The organism is Bradyrhizobium sp. (genome assembly GCF_035701725.1).
Classification (GTDB): domain Bacteria; phylum Pseudomonadota; class Alphaproteobacteria; order Rhizobiales; family Xanthobacteraceae; genus Bradyrhizobium.
In genome coordinates this window covers 1-15,519 of the sequence record NZ_DASSRP010000126.1, presented here as the reverse complement: position 1 = coordinate 15,519, position 15,519 = coordinate 1, and the positions used below count along the sequence as shown (strand labels likewise).

Sequence of the window (15,519 nt, the reverse complement as noted above, 5' to 3'; positions counted from 1 at the left end):
AAACGCCGCGTCGACAAGACCTTGGGGAGCTGCCCATTCGCAATAGAACCTCGTCCTGCTGAATTCGTCGAAGGACATGAATTCAGAGCCCGCATGCACCTCTTCGACAGGACAAAATACCTGAAACGGTTGTAGCGGATTCAGCGGCAGGTAGGTTTCGAAATAGCTCCGCTCCCATTCAGGAGAGATGCCGACCTGAGAAAAGAAGTTTCCCACTGGTCGGACCGAATCGTGCCAATGGATGGTGGCCACTTGACCGCCAACAAATGAGCGGGCGCTTTCGAGCGCTTCTCTCCACCGACCTGGGTCAAGGGCGGCGTCGTAAAAGCTACCTATCAGCGTGGAAAGATGTTCGTTTTCCAAGGGACAATAGACAAAAAATAGCGAATTATGCAGGCTCTATCGAAGCTGACGCACTTCTTGTGCGTTCGCAACACCAAATTTTCGCCGTCGTGCAACTTTGTGTCCGGGCGCCCGGATAGGCAGGCATTCGTGGAGAGCTGCCAGCGTCTCCAGCCGAAGCTAATTGCTTCGGGTCAAAAGGCAAAATCGGAGTTCTCGATGCTCAGTTGACGTCTGTTCAATTCGAGATTGTCGAGCCCGCATCGCGCATGCCGATCGCATGCGCACTGTTTGTTTGCTAACGCCTATTCGAAGTATACACGCAGCTGCCTGTCACAATTCTCTCCGCGCGTTTGCCAGGCAAAGACGAAGACGGCGTGCCATTGGTTCAAGAGCAACAACAATTTTGGCTCTCTCATCCAATTGGAGGAGGCGCGGCGCCGTCGAAAATCGTAGACGCTTGTCCGAGGGAGCAGCTCCGGCGGGAGTAACGATTTCTCACGTCCGCGCGGTAGGGGAGCAACGTCGTGGCTTTACGTCGCATTCAACGGGCGCGTTGCGCGCACGCCGCAGCACGACTGCTCGCGCCAGACGAGAACCGACCGGACCTTGCAACGAGCCGTCGCTTCGCGTTCTGAAATTTGTTGCGCGACTTTAGTCTAATAATTTTACGTTCGGCGGATTTCAGCGCGGTACCAAAGGAGTGAAATTCATTTAGAAAACAGGAGCATTGCAGTGACATATCGTCTCCTCCGTCTAATTGCTTGTATTGCAACCCTTTCGGCCGCCTGCATCGCTACAACTACAAGTTATGCCCAGACCGATCCGGGCGTACGAGGCGGTTTGCAAAATACCGGTGGCGGCCTGCAGGCGCAGGGAAAGAAAATACCGCCTCCGCCGCTGATCGGCCCAAGCCCCTCCGAAGCCGCCATTACCGATAACGAGAAGGCCTTGTTCTATGAGGGCATTCTTCGCGCTGGCCAGCTGGAATCGACCTGCGATAACTGCGCGATGGTAACAGATGGCTCCCCTGCGATCAGAAACCCGAACAATGGATTGAGGGAAGCCGATCCGATTTTTCCGCAGTTCACGACCAACTCAAACGGGTTGGGTGCGCGCCACAATGCGGATCAGTGCTTTGCCTGTCATGCCCAACCGACATTCGGCGGATCAGGCGGATTCCTGGTTCCGAATCCGGTTCAAGTCGCGCAGGGTCTGCCGGCGCGGCCACCAGAAAATCCGCAATTCAATTTGATCCCGCATCGTTTCGGCAAGCAGAACGTTGTACCGAGCTTTGAGCTGCAATACGGACCGATCCGCGAGGTTCGGTTCATCCACAAGGTGGACGCCAACGGCGACTTCATTCACGACACCAACGGAAATCCGATCCCTGACGGCGGCGTGCATCAGCTCTGGACGGTCAGAGGCATTCAGGGCGACCAGACCATCTCGTCGTGCAGCCTTGTCCAGCCGGACTTCGAGAAGCAAGTGCGACAGCACAACGTCGCCTTCAGGATTCCGTTGCAGATGCTCGGCCTTGGCTTGATCGAATCGATCCAGGACCGCGAGATCTTGAGCCATCAGGCTGCAACGGCGTCGGCGCGCGCCGCACTCGGTATCGCCGGACGTCCCAATCGCAGCGGCAACGACGGCACCATCACCCGCTTTGGCTGGAAGGCGCAGAACAAATCCATCACGATGTTTGCCGGTGAGGCTTACAACGTCGAAATGGGCATCACCAACGAGCTGTTCCCAACTGCGACCGAGGAAGACCCGAACTGCAACGGCGCGAACAAGCCGGAACCAAATGACGTGACGCGCACCGAGAACAACGACCGGATCAACCAGTCCTTCCACAATCCGCTCCACATCCTGGCGGACTGGATGGAATTCCAGGTCATGATGCGGTTTACCGACGGGCCGCGGCCTGAACCATATCCGAGCCGAAGCGCAATCCGGGGCAAGCAGGTGTTCAGTGACATCGGCTGCGCGCTCTGCCACACGCCGACAATGCAAACGGCACCGGTCATGAACAGCGCGGTGCTGCAGGACCGGCCGGTGAATCTATACTCCGACATCCTGCTGCACGACATGGGTACGGGTCTTGCTGACGGCGTCAGCCAGGGTCAGGCCGGCCCACGCGAGTTCCGCACCACGCCGCTTTGGGGCGTCGGCCAGCGGATATTCTTCCTGCACGATGGCCGGACCAATGATTTGCTCGTGGCCATCGCGGCGCATGCATCGAATGGTTCGGAGGCGAATGCGGTCATCGACGCATTCAACAGCCGGTCGAAGGCGGATAAGCAAGCCGTTCTGGATTTCCTGCGCTCGCTCTAATCGAAGCGAGGGGCCCGATGTGTTTCCGCGCATCGGGCCTCGAAGCCTTAGTACCGATATGCGGATTGACAAGATCGCGTTGATTTTTGCGTTTGCAGCCCTCTCTGCGGCCGCAGGCGTTGACGCCGCGTCAGCGGACGAGCCGGTGTCGTATGGCTTGATGGTCCCATCTTTCCGAGAGCCGGGAGGAGGCAGGCCGGTTGTGGGACAAAGCGATGGCGTTGTGCTTCCCGCCAACCCGCTATGGGCAGTTCGGCTCGACGCTCTGTCGGCGACTCGTGATCGCCCGATCTTTTCGCCGTCACGCCGCCCACCCGCGCCGCCCCAGATGTTGCTGGCGCCGCCGCCACCTCCACCCAAGCCGGTCGCCGCGCCGCGCGAACCGGACCGCCCTCCGCTTGCGCTCCTCGGAACGATCGTCAGTCCGTCGCATCAGATCGCGATCTTTCGAGAAGAAGCAACCAGCGAAACGACGCGGCTCAAGGCCGGCGACGACTACAAAGGCTGGTCCTTGCGCTCGATCATGGCCGGAAAAGTGGAGTTCGAAGGCCCTCGCCGCGGTGCGGTGCTTGAGTTGCCTCAACCTCAGACCGCCTCGACACCTGAAGCGGCTCCGACGTCCGACGCCGAACCTCCGGCGCGGCACCGCAAACGATGAGTGGATGGCGGCCTCAACTAGAGCTCCGATTCCGAAGTTCGTATCATACTGCGCGCCCAAGTTTACGAACTTCGGAATCAAAGGAGCTCTAGCAACTTATTGATGCTAGTGCGGCTTTGAATTTGAAGTTCCTACGATGGACTCGCGGCGAACCGTAGGAACTTCAAATTCGTCGTACTAGTGAACCGATGACGGCGGCTCGACCGTTTCGGTAAAGCCGGCCTTCAGTTCGGCATCCGCGGCCGGCACGTCGATGCCACCGACCCAGCGTCCCACCACCAGCGTCGCAATGATGTTGGATGTCAGATTGGTCGCGGCGCGCATCTGCGCCATGAAACGGTCGGCCCCCAACAAGAGCGCAATGCCGGCGACCGGCACCGCATCGACCACCGGAAGCGTAGCAGCAAGCGCGATGAACCCGCCGCCGGTGACGCCAGCGGCGCCCTTGGACGTGAACAGCATCACGAACAGCACGCTCAACTGATGCCAGATCGTCAGTTGGACGTTGAAAGCATGCGCCAGGAACAAGACCGACATCGTCATGTAGATCGCGGTACCGTCCATGTTCAGCGAGAAGCCGCCCGGCATCACCAGGCCCACGACTTCCTTGGACACGCCAAGCGTCTCGAGCTTCTGCATCGAGCGCGGCATCATGGTCTCCGCCGAGGTCGCGGCGAACACGAACAGGATCTCGTCCTTGAAATAGTTCAGGACGCGGCCGATGCCGAAACCGGACAGCCGCAGGAAGGCACCGAGCACGATCAGCACGAACAGGATGCTGACGATGTAGACCGCGGCAACGAGCTGGCCGAGGTCGAGCAAGGTGCGCAGACCGTATTTTCCGACCGTGAAGGCCATGGCGCAGAAGGCGGCGACCGGCGCGAAATACATGATGATCCGCACCATGCCGAACAGCGCTGCCGCCGCCGATTCCATGAACAGCACGACCGGCTTGCTGCGATCCTGCACGAGGCTGAGGCCAAGCCCGAGCAAGAGCGCCACGAAAAGCACCGGCAAGATGTCGCCTTTGACGAAGGGCTCGACAAAGGAATTCGGAATGATGTTCAGAAAGAACTCGGTCAGGCCCGCGTCTTTGGCGACCTTGGTGTAGGCCTCGACCGCTTTGGGGTCGAACGCGGCCGGATCGGCATTGAGCCCGGTTCCGATTTTCCAGACGTTACCGACCACCATTCCGACGACCAGCGCCAAAGTCGAAGCCACCTCGAAATAGATCAGCGCCTTGACACCGACATTGGCGACGTGGCGAATGTCGCGCATTTTCGCGATGCCGAGCGCAATCGTGGTGAAGATGATCGGCCCGACCACGACCTTGATCGCCTTCACGAAGGCATCGCCGAACGGCTTGAGACCGACCGAGAAGGCGGGTGCGACGTAACCGAGCGCCGCGCCGAGCGCGACCGCGATCAGCACTTGGACATAGAGCTTGCGGTAAAAAGGTAGGTTCGATGTGGCCGCTCCGGGGGCGCGAGGCGACGCCAGCTCGGACGGCGGACGGTCGATCTCGAATGCGGTCATCGATTTCCTCCGCGTGGCCGCCGCGAGCCGATCCGGGCCGGCAAGCCTTAGCTTCCCGCTGGCGCTAACCCGCCGCGCTATTCCGCGGCGACGCGATTGAGCGCGGCGTGGCCGTGAGTCTTGACCACGACCTTGATCGCATCCTCGATGCGCTCGCGGGCGTATTTCAGCGCGGTCGGCAGATCTTCCAGCGCAAAGGTGTGCGTGTGCACCTTGGTCGCATCGAAGCGCTTCTGCGCCATAAACGCCTCGGCGCGATGGGTCGCGCTTTTGCCTTCGCCGCGGATGCCGTAGACGTAGATGTTGTTACGCACGATATGCGCGATGTCGACCTCGGCGGGCTTGCCCGGAAAGGCCGCGAGACAGATCCGGCCGCCGCGGTTGACCATGCGTGCGGCTTCGTTGACGGCTTCCGGCGCGCCGGAGCATTCGACGACATAATCGACGCCCTTGCCGCCGTTGAGCTTGCGCACGGCCGCGACCGGGTCTTCCTTCTTGGCGTTGATGACGTAATCGGCCCCCAGTTCCTTGCCGATCTGAAGGCGGTTGTCGCGCGTGCCGGTCAGGATCACCGGATGGGCGCCGAGCGCCTTGGCCACCGCGACGCCGAGCAAGCCGATCGGGCCGGGACCGGTCACCACCACGCTCTCGCCCGCGACGAGGCCGCCGAGTTCGGTCAGGCCATACATTGCCGTGCCCGCCGTGACCACCAGCGTCGCCTCCTCGTCCGACATCTCGTCGGAAATCGGCACCAGCGTGTTGATGTTGTTGACGGCGTATTCGGCAAAGCCGCCGTCGGTCGTAAAGCCGTTGGCGCGGTGCCCCTTGTCGACATCGCCATAGTTCAGGCCGTAATTGTGACAGGCCGTGTACATGCCCTCGCGACAACGCTTGCACTGGCCGCATCCGGCGTGGATCTCGACGGTGACGCGCTGGCCGATCCTGTATTCGTCGACCCCCTGCCCGAGCGCGACGACGGTGCCCATATATTCGTGGCCCGGCGTGAAATTCTTGTTGAACGGCAGGCCTCCTTGGATCATCGCCGGCGGCCCGTGATGGATGATTTCGAGATCGGTCGCGCAGATCGCCACTGCATCGATGCGGACGAGAACCTCGGCGCGCTTGGGCATCGGCACCGGCTTTTTGGTCAGCGTCAGCTGGTCGGGATCGCCGAGCACCCAGGCCCGCATCATTTCCGGAATCGGAAAATCGGGCGAGGTCTTGACGTGATCGGCCTTGGACATGAATTCACTCCCAGATGTTCTCGTTATTCTGCCGCCATCGTCTTGGCTGACGTCCGCAGGATGGCGCCGGGGGCGCCAAGCTCGGACGACAATTCGTCGGCCGCGGCAACCAGGTGCGCCCTGAGCTGGTCGATATAGTCGTCGGTGGCGCGAAACGCCGGCGACGACACGCTGATCGAGCCGACCACCGCACCGGCATGATCGCGAATGGCGGCGCCGAGGCAAATGACGCCGGGACGGAACTCTTCGCGGTCGAGCGCATAGCCGCGGCGGCGCGTCAGCCGCATCTCTTCTTTCAGCGCTTCGATATCGGTGATGGTGTGCGGGGTGAAGGCAGTCAGGCCCTTGTCGGCGACGATGCGGTCGAGTTCATTCGGCGGCAACCAGGCCAGGATGGCCTTGCCGGTTGCGGTCGCATGCGCCGCGCTCGAATAGACGCCGAGGCCGGCATCGACACGGACCGGATGACGTGACTCCCGGCGCAGCACGTGCACCAGATTGGTGTCCTGCATGATCGCAAGCTGGACCGCTTCCTTGGTCTGATCGTTGAGGCGGTCGAGAAAGGCTTGCGCGCGCCGCGGCAAATCCACCTGCCGCAGACAGGCGGCGCTGAGGTGAAGTATCCGCGATCCCAGAATGTAGCTGCGGCTGTTGGCGCCGCGGGCGACATAACCCCAATTGTGCAGGGTCGAGATCAGGTGATGGCAGGTCGAAACGTTCAACCCAGCGGTCGCTGCGATTTCGGTCAGCTTGGCTTCGCCGCCCGCATCTGCCATCACGTCGAGAATGAGGAAGGCGCGATCCAGCGCCTGGATGCCGCCGTGATCTCTTCCGATCGGCGGGCGGGCGGGCATCACGCCTCGCCTTTCGTTTGCACTTTCGGACGCCATGGGCCCTCCCCCGGCAGTTATTTTCCGCAATAGGGCCCGAACTGACGGCTGATGGCAACATTAATTTTCACATCGCGACGATCAATTTCATTATATGAAAATCTATGACGAACGTCTCTTTATTATAGTCGACTTTGCATTCGACACCGCCGTCCGCCTCAGCGAGGTAATGCCGTGCCGGCGTTCATCCATTCGAGCCCTGTGCAAGGGCGATCAAGCTCGCCCTGGGCGCAAGAACGGCAGGAGCAACTCGATCTCCGATGCTATCGGAGAATGAAGCGGGAAGAGCGCCGCGCGTCAGAATGCGACGCGCAAGCCGCCCTTCGCGGTCACGACCTTGCTTTCGTCGGACAGGATCGCATTCACTTCGGCAATCGAGCAATAGGCGGTCCTTGGTCCGATCAATCCGGCCGCTTGCACACGAGATCGATCTCGATCAGCGCATCGTAGGCAAGACCGGTGACGCCGACGCAGGTGCGCGCCGGCAAGCGGTCGGCGGGAAAATAGCTGCGATAGGTCTCGTTCATCGCGGCGTAGTCTTCCTTGAAGCGCGTGATGTAGACGCGCGTCATCACGACATGCTCAAGACCGAGACCAAGACCCGCAAGCACGCGTTTCAGATTGGCCATCACCGCATGGGTCTGGGCGACGATGCCGTCGGGCAACACGCCCGGCGTCCCCGGGCGATCGGGCATCTGCCCCGTGACGAACACAAAGCCGTCGGTCTCGACGGCGTGGCTGAATGGCGCCACCGGCTTCGGGCCGTCTGGAATCATGTGAAATTTCACGGCGCTCACCTCCCCTAATGCGGGGTCGATCAGACAATCGACGATGTTCTTGCACAAGGCGGCACGGGCACCCAAGCCACGATTTGCCGGCATAGGTAGCGGCCAGCCGTGCACCAAATCGGGCGCTGGCTGCCGATAATTTAGTCACGCCAATGCCCTGCGATGGGATACTTGATTGATGGTTTATCCCCGGAGAGCGCGAGAAATGAGCAGTTGGCTGAGGATGGCCGCCACGGCCCTGATGTTGAGTTCGGTTGCGGCGCCGACCCGCGCCGAGGCGCCCGTGACCAGGATCAAGTTCACGCTCGACTGGAAAATCCAGGGCATTCATGCCTGGTTTTACTGGGCGAAGGCCAAGGGCTACTTCAAGGCCGAAAATCTCGATGTCACCATCGATCAGGGCGAAGGCTCGGCCGCGACCGTGACACGTATCCTGTCCGGCGCTTACGATGCCGGCTTCGGTGACATCAACGCGATCATCCAGAACGCCGCAACGCGACCGGCGGAAACCCCTCGCATGGTCTACATGATCTACAGCAAGGCGCCGTTTGCCCTGCTCACCAAGGCCGGTGGGCCGCTAACGTCGCTAAAGGATCTGCCGGCAACAAGGATCGGCGCGCCTGCCGGCGCAGCGGCGCTCAAATTGTTGCCGGTGCTTGCCAAGAACAATGGGATCGATCCGGCGGGCCTCACCATCACGCAGGTGGCGCCGAACCTCCAGGAGCAGATGTTGCTGCAAGGCCAGGTCGATTGCATCGCCGTGTTCAGCGCGACCAGCTACATGAACCTGGTGTCGCTCAAGCTCGATCCGGACAAGGATTTCCGCTGGTTCTTCTATTCCGATCACGGCATCGATCTCTATTCGAACGGCATCATGGTCTCGCCAAAGCTAGCGCAGGAAAAGCCGGAGGCCGTCAAGGGCCTGCTGCGGGCGATCAACCGCGCCATCCGCGAGACCATCGCCGATCCACAAGCCGCCATCGACCTGCTTGCGACCGAAGAGCCGCTGTTGAAGAAGGACATCGAGCTGCGACGCCTGGGCTATGTCTACGGCTCGCTGATCGATACGCCGGAAGCGCGGCAGCTCGGACTTGGCGATGTGAACGACGAACGGCTGAAATCGTCGATCGCGATCGTCGCCTCCGCCTTCGACCTTGCGAAACAGCCGGACGCGGCGCAGGTTTTCGATCGGAGTTTTCTGCCGCTCAAAGCCGAGCGGTTGCCCCCGGCCATTCACTAAAAGCGGAACGCTCGCGATGCGCCAGATCGACTGCACCCATGTGCTCACCGGCAACAGCGTTGCGAACCACCACACGATCGAAATCGACGGCGAACGCATCAGCGCGCTTCGTCCCGGCGCTGGAACATCGAAGCCGCGCCTTCTCGCCATGCCCGCGCTGGTCAATGCGCACGATCATGGCCGTGCGGTGCGCACCAGTTCGATCGGCGCCGGCGGCAAGCCGCTGGAGACCTGGCTGCAATACATGGCGATGTTTCCGGCGGTCGATCCCTATCTCGCCGCCGCGGTCTCGCTCGGCAACAGCGCGCTTGGCGGCGCCGGTATCGTCATGATGCACTACACGCGCGCGCAAGGCTTTACGGATTTGCCAACGGAAGTCGCGGAAGTGGCGCGAGCCGCGCGAGACGTCGGGGTTCGCGTCGGCTTTGCGGTCTCGATGAAGGACCGCAACCCGATCGGCTATGGACCGCCCGAACCGTTGCTCGAGGCGCTGCCGAAAGCGGCACGCGATGAAATCACGAGCCGCTTCGTTCGTCCGCCGCTGGCGCCAACGGACTACCTCAAGCTGGTCGACGATGTCGCCGCGGCGGCCGAGGGTCCGACCTTCAACGTGCAATATGGTCCGAATGGCGTGCAGTGGTGCAGCAATGCGCTGCTCGAGGCGATCGCGGAAGCCTCCGCGCTGTCCGGCCGGCGCATCCACATGCATCTCCTGGAGACCCGCTATCAGCGCGGCTATCTCGATCAGCTCTATGGCGGCGACGTCGTCAAATTCCTGGATTCGATCGGGCTGCTCTCACCGCGGCTGACGCTGGCGCATTGCGTCTGGACGCGGCCGGACGAACTTGAACTGCTCGCCGCACGCGGCGTCACCATCTCGACCAATTCAAGCTCGAACCTGCGTCTGCGTTCGGGCATCGCGCCCGCCGCCAGGATGCTCGGCTGCGGTTGCCGCGTCGCGATGGGCATCGACGGCGGCGCGCTCGATGACGACGACGACATGCTGCGCGAGCTTCGTCTCACCCATCTGTTGCATCTCGGTTCAGGTTTCACGCCAAAGGTCAGTGAAAGCGACATGCTGGCGGTCGCGGCCCAAACCGGCCGGCTGTCGGTGACGAATTCGCCCGAGGGCGGCATCATCGAAGCTGGCGCGCCGGCCGACCTCTTGCTGCTCGACTACGACGCGCTCGATGACGATCATCTGCGCGACGACCTCGATCCGGTCGACATCGTATTTGCGCGAGCGAATGCGCGGCACATTTCCGAACTCATCGTCGCCGGACGCACGGTGGTGCGCGAGGGCCGCGTGCTCGGCATCGACCTCGAAGCCGCGCGGCGCGAAGTGCTGCTGCGCATGCGCGAGGGCCAGCCGGCGATGGCGCAGCTTGCGGCGGCGCTGCCGCAGCTCGACCGCGCCGTCGCCGCGCAGATGGAGCGCCAGTTCAGCTGCACCTGAGACGTGCGCTGCAAGCCACCTGACATCGCGGAACTCTGAACGCTGGATAAGCCTGCCCCCGTGGGAAGCGCCGGCCGCGCCCGCTTGTAGAAATGTCACTAATATGTCAGACATATACAAAAATCATATTCAGGGAGGGGTTGATGAGCACTTTGACAACCGGCGGCTCGATCGAATTATCGAGTTCGGCAGCGGCCGGCGCCGCCGGCGCCGCGCAAACCACTGCCATTGCGGCGCGGCTGGAGCGGTTGCCGCTGACGTCCTATCAGCGCGGGCTGTTTGCCATCATCGCCACCGCCTGGTTCTTCGACAGCATGGATTTGGGCGCACTGACGTTCGTGCTCGGCCCGATCCGTCAGAGCTTTGGGCTTTCGACCTCCGAGGCCGGCCTGCTCTCCAGCATGAGCTTTCTCGGCATGTTTCTCGGCGCAGGATCCGCGGGCCTGCTCGCCGATCGTTTCGGCCGCACGCGGGTGTTTCAGGTCAGCATGATCTTCTGGGGCCTCGGCAGCATTCTCTGCGGCCTGTCGCCGACGGTGCAGACGCTGGCGGCAGCGCGCGTGCTGCTCGGCTTCGGCATGGGCATGGAATTCCCGGTCGCCCAATCGATGGTGTCGGAAATCATTCCGGCCGGACAGCGCGGCAGATATATCGCGCTGCTCGAGGGCTTCTGGCCGCTCGGCTTCATCGCCTCTGGCTTGCTCGCTTTCGCCGTGCTGTCGGTCGCCGACTGGCACTGGGTGTTCATCCTGCAGGGCATCCCTGCCATCTTCGTGCTGATCGTGCGCCGCTATGTGCCGGAATCGCCGCGCTGGCTTGCAAGCCATGGCGACGCCGCCGGCGCCGAACGCGTGATGTCAGAGATCGAAGCCAAAGTGTCGGAGCGCCTTAACGGCGCGACGCTGCCCGCGCCCGCTCCCGAAAAGATCGAGGTGCGCGTGACGCAAGGACTGGCGACACTGTTTTCGCCCGGCTATAGCCGCCGCACCGTGATGCTGTGGTGCCTGTGGTTCTTCGCGCTGCTCGGCTTCTATGGGCTCACCACCTGGCTCGGCGCACTGCTGCAGGCCAAGGGCTTTCCGGTGACGAAATCGGTCTACTACACGATCCTGATTTCGCTCGCCGGCATTCCAGGCTTCCTGACTGCAGCCTGGATGATCGAAGCCTCGGGGCGCAAGGCGACGTTGATCGCGACGCTCTTGGGCGCGGCGATCTCCTGCTACTTCTACGGCGGCGCCACCGACCAGACGCAACTGATCATCGCCGGGCTGTGCATGCAGTTCTGCTCCTTCGGCATGTGGTCGGCACTCTATGCCTATACGCCCGAGCTCTACCCCACCCATGTGCGGGCGACCGGCACCGGCTTTGCCTCGGCGGTCGGGCGGATCGGCTCGCTGATCGGGCCGTCGCTGATCGGCTTCATCCTGCCTGCCGCCGGGCAATCGGGCGTTTTCGCGCTCGGCGCCGGCGCGTTCACGCTCGCAGCCCTGGTCGTGCTGGTGCTCGGCGAAGAGACCAAGGGACGCACGCTGGAGAGCATCTCGCACCAGTAGAACGCGGCGGCCGCATGGATTGACCTTGTGGCCGCCGGTGAAATATCCCTCTTAACTAGTGGAGTGGATTTGACATTCGCCCCTCGCCTGGCCGCAAACTCGTAAGGCGAATGTCAACTCCTGAACTCCACTAGATACTTATATTTGCCAGTGGTCCTTTGATTCTAACATTCGCAAAAGCGCCTGCTGAGAAGGGGTGCGAATGTTAGAATCGGACCGCTAGTGCGAGGGAGAATCGGAATCAAATGGCCGTGCAGAGACCAGCCGGACGAACACGCGCGCCCAAGCTGGCTGCGCCGAAAGAGCCGCCCAAGGCTTTGAAGGCAGCTTCGAAGGCAACGCCAACCTCCGATTCCAATCACGAAACGGAAGATGCCGAGACCCTCACCGACCGCGCCTACCGGCTGATTGAGGAATTGATCGTCACTTTGGCATTGCCGCCGGAAACCATTCTCTCGGAACAATCACTGGCGGCAAAGCTCGGGATCGGACGAACGCCGATCCGGGAAGCCTTGCAGCGGCTCGCGCGCGACGGCCTCGTCGTGATCCTGCCGCGCCGGGGCATTCTGGTCTCCCAGATCAATCTGAAGACCCAGATGCGGCTGCTGGAAGTCCGCCGCGAGCTGGAACGTCTAATGGCGAAAGGCGCGGCGGAACGCGCCACGCCGGAGGAGAGCGCCCTGTTCGCCACGATCGCCCGTGACATGCGGCGCGCCTCCGACGAGAGCGACGACATGACATTCATGCGGCTCGATCGTCAGTTTAACGAACTGATCAGCCAGGCCGCGCGCAACGAATTCGCCTCGCGCGCGATGGGCCTGATGCACGGGCTGTCGCGCCGCTTCTGGTACCAGCACTATCGCGAATCCGGCGACCTGCCGCTCTCGGCGCGGCTGCATGCCGAAGTCGCGGAAGCGATCGCGAGGCGCAACCCGGACGCCGCCGGCAAGGCCTCCGACCGCCTGCTCGACTACATCGAGAGCTTTACCCGCAAGACCATCGAGGCGTGATTAGAACATCACCACGCTGCGGATCGCTTCGCCGCGCTTGAGCGCCGCAAAGCCTTCATTGACCTGTTCGAGCGAAATGCGCGCGGTGATGAGGTCGCGGAGGTTCAGGCGGCCGTCGAGCGCTGCGCGCGCCAGCATCGGAAAGTCCCGCAACGGACGTGCGCCGCCATAGCTGGAACGGCGAATCCGCTTTTCCTGCATCAAAGAGCCCCAGCGAAACGCGACGTCTTCGTTCACGTCGGTCTTGCCGAGCCAGATCACTTCGCCGCCCGGCCGAACCGCTTCGCTGGTGAGCCGGAACGCGCGCGGGCTGCCGGCGGCTTCCAGCACCACGTCGGCGCCGCGGCCGCCGGTCAGCCGTCGCACCGCCTCGACCGCATCCTCGTTGGCCGCATTGACCGCATGCGTTGCGCCGAGCTTTCGAGCGAGCCGCAGTTTGTCTTCCGCCAGATCGACCGCCACCACCGTCTCCGCGCCGGCCATCCGCGCACCCTGCACGGCGGCGAGCCCCACCGCGCCACAGCCGATCACCATCACGACATCGCCGTAGTGGATCGAGGCGATGTTCAGCGCGGCGCCAACCCCGGTTATCACGCCGCAACCGATCAGGCAGGCCTGATCGAACGGCAATTCCTTCGGCACGGCGATCGCCTGTTGCGCCGGTACGATGCAGTATTCGCCGAGCGCACCGAGATACATCAGGTGTTTCAGCTCGCGCCCGTCGGAGAGACGCGCGCGGCTCGCGCCATCGAACTGCACCGCAAGCGGGGCCTGGCTCAGATAGCTCTCACACAGGATCGGCAGATCGCGGTCGCAGTAGAAGCAATGCCCGCAATGCGGATTCCACGACAGCACGACGTGCTCGCCGACTTTGGCGCCCTGCGCCTCCCGTCCGACCTGTTCGACGACACCCGCCGCCTCATGGCCGAGGACGATCGGCATCGGATTGCGCAAGGAGCCGTCGATCACCTCGAGATCGGTATGGCAAAGCCCTGCCGCCTTGATCCGGACCAAGACGTCGCCGGGAGCAAGATCGGCTGCCTCAACGGTCTCGATGACAAGGGGTGACTTCGGCGCGTGAAGGACGGCGGCCTTGTAGGTGAGTGCCACTAGAGCTCCGATTCCGAAGTTCGTATCGATGACGTCAGGATGCGGCGCGAAGCGAGCCGCCACCGATCGCAGCGAGTGCGGCATCGATATCGGCCGATGTCATCTCCCACTCGTTGCCAAAATTGGCGACGACAGCCTTCATGAATGGCTCGACCAGCGCCTTCGCCTTGGCGGGATCGCCCAAATGCTCGGCCAGGATCGCGAGCGCAAGCTGGCGCGGTTCCGGCCCCTCATAACTCCATTCGAAGCCATTGACGGTGTAGCGATGCAGATCAAGCCGTTGATCGAGCGGGCGGCCGTCAACCGTGACCTTGATGCCGTCGATGGTGCGATCGCCGACGAAATTCTTCATGCACAGTCCCTCCCCGGCCGGCTCGCCCTCGCGCTTGCGGCTTTGATAGATGAGTGATATATCAGATGGCAAATCCGCTGTCATTGTCGATTTTCGAGAGGATCAGGACCGCCATGGAACTCACCTCGACCCCCATGTCCGACCGTCAACGCCGCTACCGCGAAACCTACCGCGAGCGCGTCGCCGGATGGTACAATGGCTGGCTGCATGTCTTCATCATCTACGTGATCGGGTTCACGGCGCTCTACATCTATCTGGCGAACCTGCACGACGTGCGCGCCTGGGAACTTCTGATCGTCCCGGTGACCTTCCTCGGCGCCAATTTCTTCGAGTGGTGGATTCACCGCTACGTGATGCACCGTCCTTCGCAGGTGAAAGCATTCCGCGCCATCTATAACCGGCACACGCTGATGCATCACCAGTTCTTCACCGAGAAGGAGATGCGCTTTGCCGATCATCACGATTGGCGCGTGACGTTCTTCCCGCCTTACGCGCTGGCGACCTTCACGCTGATGTCGATCCCGCTGGCGATCGCTGCAGGCTGGATCATCTCGCCGAACGTCGGATGGCTGCTGATTTCCACCACGACCTCGATGTATCTGATCTACGAATTCATGCATTTCTGCTGCCATGTCGACGAAAACTGGTTCGTGCGCAACGTGCCGTTCGTGAATACGATCCGCCGTCACCACACCGCCCATCACGATCAGTCGATCATGATGGAGCGCAACATGAACCTGACCTTCCCGATCATGGACTGGTTGTTCGGGACCTCGGACCTTGACCGCGGCCTGCTCGGTCACGTCTTCAACGGCTATGACACGCGGTTCATCAAGCGCGACATGCGCAAGACCTCGCGCACGCCGAAGATCGAGATTTCGATCCATTCGATTCCGGCCTAGTGCGGCGAATTTGAAGTTCCTATCAGGGTTGCCGAAATTCTCGTCATAGGAACTTCCAATTCAATGCCGCACTAGAAACCAATAGTTGCTAGAGCTCCTTT

13 protein-coding genes and 1 pseudogene are annotated in these 15,519 nt (G+C 62.0%); 7 read left to right on the top strand and 7 right to left on the bottom strand.

Going from position 1 to position 15,519, the window contains the following annotated elements:
- A pseudogene (locus VFL62_RS07165) lies at positions 1–252 on the bottom strand (LuxR family transcriptional regulator); the annotation flags it as partial.
- 933 nt (positions 253–1,185) lie between these two features.
- Here VFL62_RS07165 and VFL62_RS07160 point away from each other — a divergent pair.
- Both VFL62_RS07160 and VFL62_RS07155 read left to right on the top strand, forming a co-directional pair.
- Positions 1,186–2,679 carry a di-heme oxidoredictase family protein gene (locus tag VFL62_RS07160; protein ID WP_325171670.1) on the top strand — a complete coding sequence of 498 codons (1,494 nt, stop codon included), beginning with the start codon at positions 1,186–1,188 and terminating at the stop codon, positions 2,677–2,679.
- Positions 2,680–2,698: 19 nt separating this feature from the next.
- Positions 2,699–3,337 (top strand): hypothetical protein, encoded by a 639-nt coding sequence (locus tag VFL62_RS07155; protein WP_325171669.1) that lies wholly within the window; start codon positions 2,699–2,701, stop codon positions 3,335–3,337.
- Between the two features lie 177 nt (positions 3,338–3,514).
- On the opposite strand, the gene VFL62_RS07150 is transcribed toward VFL62_RS07155, so the two are convergent.
- The 4 genes from VFL62_RS07150 to VFL62_RS07135 all read right to left on the bottom strand — a co-directional run bounded on the left by VFL62_RS07150 (position 3,515) and on the right by VFL62_RS07135 (position 7,795).
- Entirely contained in the window at positions 3,515–4,873 is a 1,359-nt protein-coding gene (locus VFL62_RS07150; RefSeq protein WP_325171668.1) for a cation:dicarboxylate symporter family transporter, read from the bottom strand.
- A 77-nt stretch (positions 4,874–4,950) separates the two neighbouring features.
- Positions 4,951–6,117 carry a zinc-dependent alcohol dehydrogenase gene (locus tag VFL62_RS07145; RefSeq protein ID WP_325171667.1) on the bottom strand — a complete coding sequence of 389 codons (1,167 nt, stop codon included), beginning with the start codon at positions 6,115–6,117 and terminating at the stop codon, positions 4,951–4,953.
- A gap of 23 nt (positions 6,118–6,140) precedes the next feature.
- Positions 6,141–6,971, bottom strand: coding sequence for an IclR family transcriptional regulator (locus VFL62_RS07140; protein ID WP_325171666.1), 831 nt, complete (start codon positions 6,969–6,971; stop codon positions 6,141–6,143).
- 437 nt (positions 6,972–7,408) lie between these two features.
- On the bottom strand, positions 7,409–7,795 hold the full coding sequence (locus VFL62_RS07135) for a RidA family protein (protein ID WP_325171665.1): 387 nt from the start codon (positions 7,793–7,795) through the stop codon (positions 7,409–7,411).
- A gap of 205 nt (positions 7,796–8,000) precedes the next feature.
- Between VFL62_RS07135 and VFL62_RS07130 the strand changes: the two genes are divergently transcribed.
- The 4 genes from VFL62_RS07130 (at position 8,001) to VFL62_RS07115 (ending at position 13,054) form a co-directional block, all read left to right on the top strand.
- Entirely contained in the window at positions 8,001–9,035 is a 1,035-nt protein-coding gene (locus tag VFL62_RS07130; protein WP_325171664.1) for an ABC transporter substrate-binding protein, read from the top strand.
- Between the two features lie 16 nt (positions 9,036–9,051).
- Entirely contained in the window at positions 9,052–10,491 is a 1,440-nt protein-coding gene (locus VFL62_RS07125; RefSeq protein ID WP_325171663.1) for an amidohydrolase family protein, read from the top strand.
- Positions 10,492–10,634: 143 nt separating this feature from the next.
- Complete coding sequence (locus VFL62_RS07120) at positions 10,635–12,044, top strand: MFS transporter (RefSeq protein WP_325171662.1); 1,410 nt, start codon at positions 10,635–10,637, stop codon at positions 12,042–12,044.
- A gap of 245 nt (positions 12,045–12,289) precedes the next feature.
- The gene (locus VFL62_RS07115; RefSeq protein ID WP_325171661.1) at positions 12,290–13,054 is read left to right on the top strand and encodes a GntR family transcriptional regulator; all 765 of its coding nucleotides are present in this window, start codon (positions 12,290–12,292) and stop codon (positions 13,052–13,054) included.
- On the opposite strand, the gene VFL62_RS07110 is transcribed toward VFL62_RS07115, so the two are convergent.
- Positions 13,055–14,164 carry a Zn-dependent alcohol dehydrogenase gene (locus VFL62_RS07110; RefSeq protein ID WP_325171660.1) on the bottom strand — a complete coding sequence of 370 codons (1,110 nt, stop codon included), beginning with the start codon at positions 14,162–14,164 and terminating at the stop codon, positions 13,055–13,057.
- Between the two features lie 34 nt (positions 14,165–14,198).
- Complete coding sequence (locus tag VFL62_RS07105; RefSeq protein ID WP_325171659.1) at positions 14,199–14,516, bottom strand: DUF6166 domain-containing protein; 318 nt, start codon at positions 14,514–14,516, stop codon at positions 14,199–14,201.
- Positions 14,517–14,629: 113 nt separating this feature from the next.
- On the opposite strand from VFL62_RS07105, the gene VFL62_RS07100 reads away from it, so the two are divergent.
- A complete protein-coding gene (locus VFL62_RS07100) occupies positions 14,630–15,418 on the top strand; it encodes a sterol desaturase family protein (protein ID WP_325171671.1) in 789 nt (262 codons plus the stop codon).
- Positions 15,419–15,519: the final 101 nt, after the last annotated feature.